The 14,376-nt window shown below is 54.6% G+C and carries 8 protein-coding genes; 6 read left to right on the plus strand and 2 right to left on the minus strand.

The features are described 5' to 3' along the window. Positions 1-329 precede the first annotated feature (329 nt). From FYC48_RS07470 to FYC48_RS07485, 4 genes are all read left to right on the plus strand, one after another. On the plus strand, positions 330-3,368 hold the full coding sequence (locus FYC48_RS07470) for an FG-GAP-like repeat-containing protein (RefSeq protein ID WP_160149381.1): 3,039 nt from the start codon (positions 330-332) through the stop codon (positions 3,366-3,368). A 19-nt stretch (positions 3,369-3,387) separates the two neighbouring features. Then, on the plus strand, positions 3,388-6,444 hold the full coding sequence (locus FYC48_RS07475) for an FG-GAP-like repeat-containing protein (protein WP_149496066.1): 3,057 nt from the start codon (positions 3,388-3,390) through the stop codon (positions 6,442-6,444). Positions 6,445-6,506: 62 nt separating this feature from the next. Then, the gene (locus FYC48_RS07480; RefSeq protein WP_149496067.1) at positions 6,507-9,473 is read left to right on the plus strand and encodes an FG-GAP-like repeat-containing protein; all 2,967 of its coding nucleotides are present in this window, start codon (positions 6,507-6,509) and stop codon (positions 9,471-9,473) included. A 303-nt stretch (positions 9,474-9,776) separates the two neighbouring features. Next, complete coding sequence (locus FYC48_RS07485; protein ID WP_149496068.1) at positions 9,777-9,959, plus strand: hypothetical protein; 183 nt, start codon at positions 9,777-9,779, stop codon at positions 9,957-9,959. A 102-nt stretch (positions 9,960-10,061) separates the two neighbouring features. Here FYC48_RS07485 and FYC48_RS07490 read toward each other — a convergent pair whose 3' ends face one another. Then, on the minus strand, positions 10,062-11,594 hold the full coding sequence (locus FYC48_RS07490) for a DUF58 domain-containing protein (RefSeq protein ID WP_390622114.1): 1,533 nt from the start codon (positions 11,592-11,594) through the stop codon (positions 10,062-10,064). Between the two features lie 327 nt (positions 11,595-11,921). On the opposite strand from FYC48_RS07490, the gene FYC48_RS07495 reads away from it, so the two are divergent. Together FYC48_RS07495 and FYC48_RS07500 are read left to right on the plus strand one after the other, a co-directional pair. Continuing rightward, a complete protein-coding gene (locus FYC48_RS07495) occupies positions 11,922-12,908 on the plus strand; it encodes a D-2-hydroxyacid dehydrogenase (protein ID WP_149496070.1) in 987 nt (328 codons plus the stop codon). Between the two features lie 303 nt (positions 12,909-13,211). Continuing rightward, positions 13,212-13,424 carry a hypothetical protein gene (locus tag FYC48_RS07500; protein WP_149496071.1) on the plus strand — a complete coding sequence of 71 codons (213 nt, stop codon included), beginning with the start codon at positions 13,212-13,214 and terminating at the stop codon, positions 13,422-13,424. Here FYC48_RS07500 and FYC48_RS07505 read toward each other — a convergent pair. Continuing rightward, positions 13,400-14,305 (minus strand): PEP-CTERM sorting domain-containing protein, encoded by a 906-nt coding sequence (locus tag FYC48_RS07505; RefSeq protein ID WP_149496072.1) that lies wholly within the window; start codon positions 14,303-14,305, stop codon positions 13,400-13,402. The genes FYC48_RS07500 and FYC48_RS07505 overlap by 25 nt on opposite strands. Positions 14,306-14,376: the final 71 nt, after the last annotated feature.

Here is a 14,376-nt window from a genome sequence, read left to right on the forward strand (position 1 = left end):
CTTCTTCGCTTGCATTGATGGGTGCTTTCCCCGTCATCATTGGGTAGACTACGGAAGCCCACTTCGCACTAGCACTCCGACTGGAACGAATGCTGGGCCGAATGCCTGGGTTTGACTTATCTGCCGATGGGCGTGTGCCCCGGTCACTGCAAGGGAACTGTGGCTCACGCCATTCCGCGGATCCTTCATTCAGATGTTGACGAAACACTAGCCTCATCCAGTGTCGACCGATGCGGAATCTCGCTTCTCGCATTTACCTCTCTCGACAATCGAAGGGGCAATTCTCACAGTTGCCAGACCGGCGAAAAATCGCCACTGCAGTCGCCACGGTGGGTTTAGCGTTTGTCGTCTTCGCTGGATCAGGTTGCGATCGATCGGCCCCCGCGGAATCAACGGACCAGCCCAAGGCAAAGACCGCACAGCGTTCGACAGGGTCGTCGAACAAGCCGAAAGCCGACGCCGATGTCTCCCGCGACTCATTGATCGAAAGAGTCGAGACGGCGCAAGCTTTGGGTGACATTGCGTCTGCCGAATCGACCCTGCAAACGCTTCTTGTGCATGACCCAAGCGACGCCGAAGTGCTTTTTCGACTTGCGACAATCAAGGCGGAACAGGGGCAATTAGGGGCAGCGATCGAATTACTCGCTGGCATCGACAAAGACGATCCCGAAGCGGGTCTGCCGGCGCTGGGGCAATCGGCTGCTTGGTGCATACAACTGGGACGCTATGACGACGCGGAGCGGCGGTTTCGCCAAGTGCTGGAAGTGGTACCGGACTTTGCCGAAGCACATCGCCAACTGGCGTACATTTATAATCGGCAGGGGCGTCGTCATGAAGCCGCGGCGCATCTCTACGAACTCTGTCGTCAAGGGAACGTTCGTCAAGATGAACTGCATGCACTCATTGTGCTCAGCGATGCGATGACCAGTGACCCGACGGATTCTGACCCAAACTCGGTCGACTACAGCCCGATCGGTGCGGCCGGACTGGCGCGACAACTGTTTTCCCAACATCGCTATCCCGAAGCAGCCGATGTGCTTCGCGATCGCATCGAAGAAGAACTCGAACCACCTTCGATCGTCGCCTTTTATGGTCGTGTCTTAGCCGAGGCACAGCTTGATGACGAATTCGCGCGATGGCTGCGTAAAGCGAACGCCGAGGTGCGGCAGTATGCAGAATTTTGGGCTGCGATGGCGATCCATCTCGGGACGCAAAAGAAATGGCAGCAGGCAACGCGTGCGGCATTGGAAGCTCTCGATCGAGACCCAACGGACTTTCGATCGATCAATCGTCTACACCTGGCGTTGAAATTATTGGGTCGTGATCAAGAAAGCCAGCAGTGGGAACAACGCTGGAAAACGTACAAGCAAGTGCTCACGATTAACAACGCCGTCTCGGAAACGGAAACACCAAACATCGATGCGATCGAAGAACTTGCTTCGCAACTATTTGCGATCGACCGCAAACTCGAAGCGGTGCTCTGGAAATCGATCGAGGCCTACTATCGGCAGGGCACGTCAGACGCGATGAACCACTGGAACCAGCAGCGACAACAGTTGGTTCAAGCCGGAACGGGCACGCCTGACAGAGACAGTCGTCTGCTGGGAATGAAACTTGACTCGTATCCGATGCCCGATCTGGAGTCATTGGCTAACACGACACCCGAGTCGGACCGGGCAAACACCGATCGGCCAGTCGCCCTCGTGCCGGCAACGTTTTCGGAACGTTCGCAACAAATCGGACTCGACCATCGCTACCAACTCGGACCTCGCGATTTGCGATCCGGATTCACGATGTATCACCAAACCGGTGGTGGCGTCGCGGTGACTGACTATGACCTAGACGGCTGGCCGGATTTGTATTTCGCCCAGGGTGCCGCCGAAGCACCTGACTTTGTTGCCGATACCCCCAATCAGTTGTATCGATCGCAGTCAGGACAACTTCATGATGTCACGCGTCATTCCCACGCGATTGACCACCAGTACACCATCGGATGTACGTCGGGCGATTGGAACCAAGATGGATTCCCAGACATCGTCACTTCCAACATCGGAACCAGCTATTTGTGGCTTAACCAGGGCGATGGTTCGTTTCGATCGATGCCACTTCCGTCGACCGACAGTGTGCAACAAATGCCATCGTCGATCGCGATCGCGGACCTAAACCGGGATCACGTACCGGACCTGATCGAGCTGAATTATTTGAATGACCCCGCCATTTCGTTGCTTCCCGAACGTCAGCCCGACGGAGCTGTGATCGAGGCGGTTGGCCCGGCCGACTTCGCCCCCGCTACCGATCGCATCGGCCTGAACGACGGAGCCGGTGGTGTCCAGCTTTTGCCGATCGGCGCGCCAAACGCCGACCATCATCACGGGTTGGGCGTAGTTATCACAGACTTCGATGGTAAACCCGGAAATGAGATTTTCGTTGGCAACGATAAGTCAGCCAATCAATTTTGGATCCTTGATGATCAGTCAAACCGATGGGCAGATGTCGCCCCGATTAACGGAACGGCATTTTCCTATGGCGGGGCGGAAACGGCCAGTATGGGAATCGCTGCGGCGGACTTCGATCAGAACGGAGCGATCGATCTGCAAATCACAAACTTTCAAAACGAAAGCGTCTGTCTGTATCTCGGTCGTGACGGCGCCTACCAAGACCGCGCCTTTCAATACCGACTGGGTGTCCCAAGTCGATCGGTGCTGGGATTCGGCACCCAAGCGATCGACTACGACAACAACGGTTTACCAGACTTGGTCGTGACGAACGGTCATATCGACGACTATGTCAAAATGAGTGGCCCGTACCGTCAGCAACCACAACTTTTTGCAAACCTTGGCGACCGATTTGAATTAGCGCCGGTGACCGAATCGTCCGTCAGTGAATCTGAAAATCAATCGCCCGACTATTGGAATCAGGCACATCTGGGCCGCTCGCTCGCGATGCTGGACTTTAATCGCGACGGCCGAAATGATTTTGTGATCACTCACATGGCCGATCCCTCCGCAATCCTTGTCAACGAAACAAAATCCAATCACCACTGTATCCAGTTGCAACTGATCGGCGTGGAAAGCGAGCGCGATGCGATCGGTGCCAAAGTGACCTTGTATCACAATGGGCGGCAGTCTGCCGCGTGGGTCACTGCGGGTGATGGCTACTTGTGCAAGAACGAAGCGATGATTGCGTTCGGATTGGGACAAACCGAACAGATCGATCGCATCGAAGTGCTTTGGCCCAGTGGCAAACAACAATCCTTTTCGAACGTTCCGGTCGATTGCCGTCTCGTGCTGACGGAGAACGCCCCCGCCCCTTTTCTATTGCATCGGTTCGGTGCCACCGACAGGGACGCCGAACCGGCTGATTACTAGCTCATCTGAAGGTGCTCCCATGCGAACCACGAATAGTCACATTCAATTCGGATGGCTGACGCCAGGTTTGCTTTGCCTTGCGGTCGTCGCCGGATGCGATCGCTCGGATCATCACTTGACCGATCCATCCACGATCGGTCCCGATCCATCGAAGGCAACTCAATCGCCCCTTGATGGTGATGGCGCTGCCGATGTCACTGATCCATTGACCAAACCAACATTGGCGTCCGATCCCTCCGATCGGTCGAATGCGATTGCCGAATCTGAACGACTAGTCGAGCGAGGAAAACCGAAGGCAGCACTAGAACGACTTCGCAAACTGTTGCTGGCGAACCCGAATGATGTCGAAGTGATATTTCGTCTGGCGAATCTGACCGCATCGCAAGGGGAGGTCAACCAAGCGATCGAAATGCTCGGGACGATCCCAATTGATCATCCCGAAGCCGGTTTCCCGGCACTGGGCCAGTCGGCCGATTGGCTGATGGCGTTACGACGGTACGACGAAGCCGAAGACCGCTATCGGAAGATCCTAAAGCTGCACCCAGAATCTCCGATCGCACATCGAAAGCTGGCCTTCTTACTCAACTGCCAAGGCCGACGTCATGAGGCCGCCGAACACATCCGTCATTTGTGCCGACAAGGCAATGTGAGGCAGGATGAACTCCATGCGCTGATGAACCTCAGCCATGCCATGGTTGACGCAAACACTCCCGACCCACGTTCGGCGAGTGAAAGCCCCACGTATTTTCCCATCGGAGTCGTTTCTCAAGCAAGAATCCTATTTGGGGAAGAACGCTACCAGGAAGCCGTTGAGTTGTTGCAAGAGTCGATTGCTGCGGGAACGCAACCTCCCTCGGTCGTCGCGTTCTACGGCCGTGCGGTGGCGGAAGCCCAGGACGCCGAACGGCTGCAGTCATGGTTGGACCAGGTTGACCAATCGAGCACAATGTTTTCGGAACACTGGGCCGCATTGGGACTTTGGTTAGTCTCTGCGAATCGCTACCCAGAAGCTGCGCGAGCGTTGCTCGAGGCGATCGATCGTGACCCAACGGATTTTCGATCGATCAGTCGACTTCGTTCGGTGATGGAAACACTCGGGCAGGAAGAAGTCGCTTCGCGATGGGATGACCGCGCGATACTACTTCAGCGTCTGTTCAAGCAAAACAACCAAGTCGCCGATTCGGCCACTCCCGAATTACAGATCGTTTTGCAATTGGCTGACACCATGGACCAACTCGATCGAAAACTCGAAGCCCTCCTATGGCGATCGATCGCAGCCTTCCATCGTGGCATCTCGCAAGATGCGATGAACGAGTTTCAGCAATCGATGCAAAAGATCGTCGCATCGGGGGAGGGCTTTCCCAATCAATCCTCTCGATTGTGCGCGGTTAATCCCCAGCAATTTCCACTTCCGCGGCTTGATTGGCAATCACAACCACAAGTTTCCAGTATGCCGTCGCCTGAATTAGATCGCCAAATCGACGAAGTCGCTGCATCGTTTAGCAACGTCGCCCGGGCGGTTGGCATTGACCACATCTACCACGTTGCCAGTTCTCCCGTTGAGCGTGGATTCTCGGTTTACCAGTCTATCGGCGGAGCCGTCGCCGTTCTTGATTTCGACATCGACGGACTCCCCGATTTGTACTTCGCACAAGGTGGAGCCGACCCTCCTGCGTTCATCGGTACGATGTCCAATCAGTTGTACCGACAAATTGACGGTAGTGCTCATGACGTGACGCTTCTGGCCCGAGTAAGCGAATCTCGCTATTCCACCGGATTGACAGCCGGAGACTGGAATCAGGACGGCTTTCCCGACATCATTGTTGGCAACATTGGAACGAATACTTGGTTCATCAACAACGGTGATGGCACGTTTACCAAACACACGTTTGACGACCGAGACGACAAAACGTTGATGACCACTTCACTCGCGATCGCCGATCTTGATCGTGATTCGCTACCGGACTTGTTCGAACTGAATTATTTGCATGATCAGCGGATCACCGACCACCCCGAGACAAACGCAGAGGGTGAAGTCATCGAGCCCTTAATGCCTCAACAATTTCGACCGGGCATGGACCGAATCGGTACCAACGATGGAAGCGGGGTCCCACGTTTGACAAATGTTTCGGATCAAAACACCGCCGCACGAGCCGGACTTGGATTGGTCGTTGGTGATTTCGACCATCACCCCGGAAATGAGATCTTTGTCGGCAACGATGTCTATGCTAACCAACTCTGGACCCTCGATCCGACAAACACCTGGCGCGACGTCGCAATGCTTCGGGGATGCGCGTACGGGTTCAGTGGAGCGAAAACAGCATCGATGGGAATCGCATCAGGTGACTTCGATCGCAACGGCTGGCTTGATTTCCACGTTACGAACTTTCAAAAAGAAAGTGCCAGCTACTACGTCAACAACGACGGGCAGTTCCAAGACCGCAACGTCCAGTATGGATTAAGCGAAGCGAGCCGCACGGTATTGGGATTTGGAACCCAAGCGATTGATTATGACAACGATAGCGACCTTGATTTGTTGGTCACCAACGGCCATATCGAGGATGCGATCGGGCACCATTCTATATTCCAGCAGCCGCCGCAGCTATTTCAAAACGTGAACGGCCGGTTCCAAACGAGCACTGTCAACGATCCGTCTGGATATTGGGATCAAAACCACCTCGGTCGTGGGCTAGCGACCCTGGATTGGAACGGCGATGGACGGATGGATTGGGTTGTCACGCACTTAAATGAACCGTCGGCACTGATGGTCAACCAAAGTCCGTCAGACAACCATTGGATTCAAGTTGAATTGAAAGGCGTCAAAAATGAACGCGATGCGATTGGGGCCCGGGTAAAGCTAACAGTTGCGGGCAAAGAACTGACCGAATGGCAGACCGCCGGTGACGGCTTTTTCAGCCGCAATGAGCCGCTGATTCCCTTTGGCCTCGGCAGGCACACCATGATCGAACGGCTGCGAGTCATCTGGCCCGATGGTGGGATCACGTCCATTGACGCCCCACCGATTGATTGTCGACTTCTGATCGTTGAGGGCCAATCCCAAGCGTTCCCATACTAGTGGATCGTTTATAATTGAGGGTTCTTTTCGTCTCGCCCTTGTCCGACGTGTTTCGTTTCAACATGACACTTCCCCCCGCTTTCGATTTTCGTATTCCGACCTTAGTTGCGGTGTCATTGATCGTGACGTTCGCCGGATGTGATTCTAGCCAAGAACCGTCGACGCCCACGTCTGCCCAACCCTCGTCCGCCACCCCGTCGGCGAAAGAAGACGAGATGATGGAAGCTCGCCGTATGGTGTCGGCGGAAAACTGGCAAATGGCGGGTAACGCGGCAATCAAAGTACTCCTTCGAGATCCCGGCAATGAAGAAGCGATTCTGATCGCGGCAGAATCGGCGCTGCGTCAAAACAACAACGAACGCGCCGCCGAATTGGCGGCATCAATTGCCCCCAATTCTCCGTTGGCTGAAAGCGGAACGGACATCTTAGCTCAGGCATTATTTCAACTCGGTCGAGCATCCGAGGCGGCAGATACGTTGCTGGAAGGAATCGAAAAACGGCCGAAAGAATGGGTCTGGTACCATCGTGCGTGGGGGCTGTTGTCGCGAGTGGGGCGGCGCGAAGAAGCTTCGTCAATCGCCGAAAAACTGTGTCTTGCCGGCGAAGCCACGGAGACAGAACTTAACTCGCTGATTCGACGAACGCAGTCGTTTCCGACCGTGGTCGAGCGTGAATCGCTATTGAATCGATATTTCGAGCCTGGGCTGGGCATGGCCCGGTGGCATTTTACGCAGCTCGAGTACCGGCAAGCACTCGACGAATTGGCCCCAGAATTCAAGTCTGGTTTTACATCGATCGCCGCCAGTGCGCTCTACGGCCGTTTACTCGCCGAAACACAGAGCCATGACAAATTCCCTCCTTGGCATGCGACGTGTGACCTTTCAAAGATCGCCAAATTCGGTGACTACTGGGCCGCCGTTGGGACCTACTTTTTTGACACCCGTCAATTTGAATCGTCCGCCCGCGCGTTGCTCAATGCGGTTTATCTTAACCCCACCGATCGCAGTAGCATGCAACGATTGGCCAAGGTATTCGATGCGCTAGGCAACCCAGAACAAGGCCAGCAGTACCGGGTCCGTGGAATCGATCTCGCCCACTGTGAAACGACGTCGGATCAATTGCAACAGCAGAACTTGACGATGCAAGATCACCTACAGTTGCGGCACCGGATCATGCAGCAACTTCTGGAACTCGAACGCCCCTTTGAAGTGCTGGGGTGGGCGGCACACATTCATGCGACCGGCACCGTCGCGAAGCAACGTGAAATCGCGAGGAAACGCGAAGAACTTCGACGCACCGATGGGCTTCTTACGCTGGCCAGAGACGCATCTCTGATCGGTGAAAAACGTGAAGATTATGAACTCGGTGACGCATACAAAGAACTCGTCGCGGGACAAAATCAATCACAGGTCTCGATCGGTGCAACAGAGATCACGCCGATCGCGAAACCTCGATTGGTAAACGTCGCAAAGGATGTCAATCTTGACTTTCAATGGTACCGTAGTTTTGAACTCGATGATTCACCGATACCAATCCATGAATCAATCGGCGGGGCGATCGCCGTTTTGGACTACGACCTTGATGGGTGGCCCGATATTTATTTCGCCCAAGGATCGGGTGAACCACCGTCGAACCAATGCACTCGTTCCAATGTCCTTGTCCGCAACTTCGATGGATCGTTCGCAGACGAAACCGACAACTCGCTGACTTCTGATTTCAACTACGGATCGGGATTGGCAGCCGGTGATGTCAACCAAGACGGATTCCCGGATCTGTTCGTCGGTAGCTTGGGCAAAAATCGTTTGCTGATCAATAACGGCGACGGCACCTACCAAGAAACGCCTGTCTTCGGCGGTGTCGCCGATCGCTTTACCAGTTCGATCGGGATTGCAGATATCAACGGTGACAATCTTCCCGACCTGTTCGAAGGGATCTACATCGAAATGGAAGGTGCATTCGCGCTTCCAAAAATCGGTGCCAATGGGGTACCCGAGCAGCCATCTCCGCTGGAACACTACGCGCAATCAGACCGCTGGTATGTCAATCGCGGTGACGGTCAATTCACGTTGCAAGACTTGCCACGCGAAGTTGCACGCCCGGGAACTAGCCTTGGTCTTGTGATCACCAACTTTGATCGTAAACCGGGTAACGAAGTGTTCGTCGGCAACGACGTACGTCCCAACCACTTTTTGATTCCGCAGGGAGACGATCAACTCGCCAACGCCGCCGACGCACAGGGCATCGCCAATGGATTCGAAGGTGCCGCCAACGGGTGCATGGGGATCGCCACCGGAGATTTTAACCGCGACGGTACGTTCGACATGTACATCACAAATTTCAGCGAAGAGTCCGCCAACCTTTATTTGCAATCCGAACAAGGCGGCTTCACCGATTTTGCGATCCGTTACAAACTCGACCAGCCAAGCTTGCCGATGGTGGGCTTTGGGACCAAAGCCGTCGATTTTGACCGCGACGGTTGGCTGGACTTCGCCGTGACCAATGGTCACATCTTTGACATGAGCCAGTATGGCGATCTCTATCAAATGCCACCTCAAATCCTGATGAACCACGGTACGGAGTTTCGACAAACCGAGGTCGATGATCCTACCGCGTACTTCGAAGGCAAGTATCTCGGTCGATCGATGGCAACAATTGATTACGATCGCGACGGTGTGACGGACCTGTTGATTAATCACATGGATCAACCGGTCGCGCTATTGCACAACGAAACACCGACTCCGGGTCGGGCGTTGCAAATCGAGCTGATCGGGACGGTCGGAGAACGTGATGCGATCGGCGCCAAAGTAACGGCGCGTTGGCAAGATCAATCCAAGGTCGCGTGGGTCACCGCCGGTGACGGCTACCTGTGTTCTGACGAACCGGTACTTGAGCTGACGTTTGGCAACGTACCGGAGCTAGATCAAGTTGACGTTCAATGGCCTTCCGGCGAAACGCAAACGTTCCCCGGCCCAATTCAACCGGGACGCTTCCTCGCCATCGAAGGTCAGCCCGAGCTGTTCCCCCGTTAATCCGAGCGGCGCTAATCCGAGCGGCGTTAATCCGAGCGACGCTAATTCGAGCAGCGTTAAACTGAGCAAGAAGTCACTGTTACAGTAATTTTGCGGAGCCGCCGTTAGGATGCTTCCGCTTGCGGGTTTCGGTTTTATCGCAATTCCATGTTGGCAGCTTCAAATTTTGGTATCTTGATTGGTCAGCAAGATTCCATTGCAACGCGATGACGTAGCCAACGATGATCGATCGAGTGACGGTGATGACAAAGCGAAAGCACTGGAATGTTTGGACGGTTTCATTTCGTGTATTGGATTAAATCAATGAAGAAGTTAATCGCTTTGGTCTTGTTGCTTACCCCGATGATTTGCTTGACCGGATGCGGAGACTCAGGCAACAAAGTCATCGAGCCACCAGAAAACGGCAACACGCTTTCCGACGATCAAATGGCCGAATACGAAGAGCAAATGCGTTCCGGTCAAGGATCATCCGGCCCCGGAAACTGATCGGATCAGTCACAGGCTCGTGAATCGATCACGTCGCCTGCCACGTGCGTGACCGGCTCAGCAATCCTTGGGCCGAGCACGCACCGAAGAGGCCGGCACTTTCTACAGCAAGTGCTTAGCTTTCACTTCTAAATATTGGTTGACCAACGGTGCCGTCAATTCGTCGGGAAAGCTGTCGACCAGAAGCACACCGCGATGCTCCAAATCTTTTAGCACTTGATCTCGCCACACCAAGATGTCGGCGGCAGCCGCGGCTCGGTACAAATTCAGATCGGATCCATCCGGATGATCAGCCGCTTCGAAGATCGTTCGGTCGCGAAGCAACACCCCCATCGGCAGATGCTGCCCATTGATGTTGACCAAATAATCGGTGACCGCACCGCCGTTAACCTCATCGATCACGTTGGTGGTCAACACGACCAAAGACCGTCTCTTGCAGTGATTCTGCAGGTACAAAAATGCTTGGTCATAGCGAGATTCGACCATGCGCGGGAATTGATCAAATCCCGCGTGTAACAGACGATTCATTTGACTGCGTCCACCACGCGGTGGGATATACGCATGAATGGAATCTGAAAAACACAGCATGCCAACGGCGTCACCCTGATGAAGTGCGACATACGCCATCATCAGACAAGCGTTCAATGCGTGATCGAGCAAGGTAAACCCGTCGCGCGTTCCCGTCATCATGCGACCGCAGTCCAGCAAGAACACGACCCGCTGACTTTGGTCACTCTGGAACTGACGCACGGTCAGCTTGTTGCGTCGCGCGGTGCTTCGCCAATCGATGTGTCGGAAGTTGTCGTCCCGGCTGTAGTCACGAAGGCGTTCAAAATCGCTATCTTGACCAATCCGACGCGTCCGACGAACGCCGATCAAACTCAATCGGTTCGTCCGCGCTAAAATTGCGTAGTCCCCCAATTGTTTCATATCGGGATAAACATTCACGCTACTTTCCAGAGGCAATTGACAGTACCGTTTCCACAACCGAAGCGGACTGAAGAAACGCAGCGTCACGTACTCCAAACGAAATGCCCCGCGTTGCGACGGCGTCAACTTGCGCCGAAACGTCACCCTCCCGGTTGGCGGCAGACGCAAGGCATGTTGATTCGGTTGGGCGACGAATCCGTCCGGGGTATCGTCACGCACTTCCCCCAAAAGCGTCAACGTTGCGCGGTTTTCGATCGTCAACAAACTTTCGATCGCCACACCTTGGGAACATGTCTTGGGAATTTCACGGCTCGCCGTGATCCCTCGATTAGTGGCCAAGTAGAGTGCCAGGAAATCTAAGCTGGCGATAATCACCAGCAACCAATCGATGATCAACAACAGAAAAAACAGTTGCTGATGAAAAACGGCGGCAACGCTGCCGACCAGCACGACACTTAATACTCCGATCCAGCCCAGCGTCGGAAAGGTACGAAATCGCCACGCAACCACGACGAGTGGTGCCGCAATGAGAGCCAACAGCAACCACGGTAGCTCAGCAAAAGCTTCGATTTGGTCGCCGGTGACTCTGCCGTTGAGTTGACTGATCGCGTCGTTCATAGCCGTCATGGTACCCCAGTGGGCGTCGCCCCGTAACTCGATGTCCCTGGAAATGCTGCCGAGCACCACAGGTGACGATCGAGACATTGCCGAGGGGGGATGAAAAAGTTCGCTTGCACCCGTTGTCGACTGATCGAAAAACTTCAACACTTGGACTGCGTCGGTCGACACAAGGTGATCTACGAGTCCTGTAGAAAGCAACGACGTGCTGAAAATGGATGCGTCGAAATGTGGGTCATCGGACTGAGCCGACTCACGCACGTCTGTTGGCGATCGAAAGATTCAGACTTTGAGGAATCGCAACGGTAAGTTTTTCAACTCCGATGTAGTCTTCACTACGACCGCTTGCGTCACAATGAGCACGACGCGTCCACTGCCCCGACCAACAACCTCACCGCCCCGCACCAGAATCGAATGCGAATTGTCCTTTGTTATCCCGTCGGTGAAAAACACATCCGCCAGATCCAGGAGGCGGCTCCCGAATACGAGGTGATCAACGCCGGGCAGGAACGTATCGACGAACTATTACCAACCGCCGAAATTTTTATCGGACATGCGAAAGTTCCGGTCAATTGGGATCGTGTTTTGGACGCAGGTAAACTGCGTTGGATCCAATCATCGGCGGCGGGATTGGATCATTGCCTAGTGCCGGGAGTGATTGCAAACGACCAGATTACGGTCAGCAGCGCATCGGGATTGTTTGCTCCCCAGGTTGCCGAACAAACATTTTCACTACTCTTCGGCGTCATTCGTCGCGCCCCGTTGTTCTTTCGAGCGGAAAAGAAACGTGAATTTGTACGTTTACCCACCGATGACTTACGTGGGAAAACGGTGGGCATTGTCGGCCTTGGTGGCAATGGTCGCACTTTAACGCGGATGCTTGCGCCGTGGGATGTTCGACTGATTGCAACCGATCACTACCCGGTCAATTGCCCACCGGAAGTCGACGCGCTCTGGCAGGACGACCAACTAGATCACTTACTTTCGCAAAGTGACGTCGTCATTCTTACGCTGCCATTGAACAATGCCACTCGCGGTCTGTTCGACCATGATCGGTTCGCGAAAATGAAGCGGGGTTCATACTTGATCAACGTCGCACGCGGTGCGGTAGTCAAAGAGGCCGCGCTCTGCGAAGCACTTCAAAGCGGCCAACTCGCCGGGGCAGGTTTAGACGTAACCGAAGTCGAGCCACTCCCAGAAGAAAGCCCGCTTTGGGATGACCCCAAAGTCATGATCTCACCTCATGTCGGCGCTCAGTCGTATCGCCGGGTGGACGACTCAACTCGACTTGCCGCGATCAACCTAAAACGCTACCAAGCCGGCCTGCCGGTTTACAATCGTGTCGACAAGGTGCTCGGATTCCCGCACCCGAATGACACATACAAAGGCGAAGCAAGTTGACGAGACAACGAAACTTGAGTCCTCCGTCAAAGCCTGACAGAACGTTATCGGGTGGCTAGTGCTTTGTTGTAGTTGAGAATATGGGTTCGAGTCATCAGTCGGCGGGCATTCGCCCCCGTCATTGCACCGAAACCGTGGCTAACGCCATGCGGCTAATTCTAAAATCGAGTTGGAACGAAGCCGTAGTCCACCCTGTCCGGCATCCCACCTGTCGGCGTGTAGTTCCTTGCAACGAAAAAGCGATGATCGCCGGTCACAATTCCACCGTCCATCTCAGCACCGACGCGTTCGAGGTCTAACGCGATGAGTAGCAGCAATCGACCTCACGTTGACTTTGACGCTAACCTCTCTCAAGACGGGAAGCCGACAGGACCGATTCGGTTGCCTGCAAAGAATGCCACCGAGTTCGTCAACGAATTCAATCGCTTGTACGGACGCCGTCGGTATCGAATCACTTCGGACGTCGGTTCGATCTCGGAAAAGGCGGGTGACTACGACGACCGTCGCCGCCGGTAAGTGATTGCCATCACTCCGAATCCGAGTGCGGCCGCCACCGACGGTTCGGGGATCGCGGTGACTTGCAACGTCATCAATTGATAACCGTCCGAGGCAAGTATCCCTGAAAGCTGTCCTTGGTAAGCGGCCAACACTGTCGAAAAACTGTCGTATCGATCACCGGCACTGGCGCTACTTCCGGTAGGGACATCGATTCCCATGTGGGCGCCGATCACTCCGTAGTCTCCATCGACGGACATCAGTGCGGTTCCGCCCGAATCTCCGCTTAGCAGCCCGATCTCGTCGGCACCTAGTCCACCGGATCCTCCGTTTGTCGCAGTATCGTACGAAAACTGGATCGCCACCGAATCGCCACTTCCCGAGCTGAATTCGACGATGCCAAGATCGTCGATGACATTGCGACCGGCGTATTCGTTCTGGTCGAACGCGATCAGCTCTCGGCCAATGATCGCTTCCGCACTGCCAACAATGATTGGCAGCGGCCTAATGGATGCATCTACTTCTTCGTCCAAGCGATACACGCGGATGTCACTGCCAACCCAGCCTTCTTCCGGGACGTTGGTGAGCAGCGTCTGTGATGACGACGCGGTGTACGTTCGCTCGACACCATCGAGACCGATGAATGTTGCCGACGATACCGAGACATGGTCAGCTGAAATGTAATGGCGTGGACTGATTAACACGGCACGTTGCCGAGCCACACCGGTGAGCTGGGTATGGTCGAGAAAGAACTCTGAATTGTTGGACCCGTCCGATTGAAACCGAGAATGCCGTGACGAATCAAAACCTGCGATGATTCCGGCGTCCGCGACGTTCGCCAATACCGATCCGATGAACACGGCGGCAAACCAATGGATGCGATGGCACATAGAAGAAAGCACGCCTCATTAAGTCAGTAATAAACGGACAAAATCGGTCGCCCGGACGGGGGCGTGGCACAGAAACAGGCTCG

The sequence above is a fragment of the Roseiconus lacunae genome, assembly GCF_008312935.1.
GTDB classification, from domain to species: Bacteria; Planctomycetota; Planctomycetia; order Pirellulales; family Pirellulaceae; genus Stieleria; species Stieleria lacunae.

What these genes read in the sequence shown, in the direction of transcription:
- FYC48_RS07475 (WP_149496066.1), top strand. Translation starts at nt 3,388, where the DNA reads ATGCGAACCACGAATAGTCACATTCAATTCGGATGGCTGACGCCAGGT.
- FYC48_RS07480 (WP_149496067.1), top strand. Translation starts at nt 6,507, where the DNA reads ATGACACTTCCCCCCGCTTTCGATTTTCGTATTCCGACCTTAGTTGCG.
- FYC48_RS07485 (WP_149496068.1), top strand. Translation starts at nt 9,777, where the DNA reads ATGAAGAAGTTAATCGCTTTGGTCTTGTTGCTTACCCCGATGATTTGC.
- FYC48_RS07490 (WP_390622114.1), bottom strand. Translation starts at nt 11,594, where the DNA reads ATGTCTCGATCGTCACCTGTGGTGCTCGGCAGCATTTCCAGGGACATC.
- FYC48_RS07495 (WP_149496070.1), top strand. Translation starts at nt 11,922, where the DNA reads ATGCGAATTGTCCTTTGTTATCCCGTCGGTGAAAAACACATCCGCCAG.
- FYC48_RS07500 (WP_149496071.1), top strand. Translation starts at nt 13,212, where the DNA reads ATGAGTAGCAGCAATCGACCTCACGTTGACTTTGACGCTAACCTCTCT.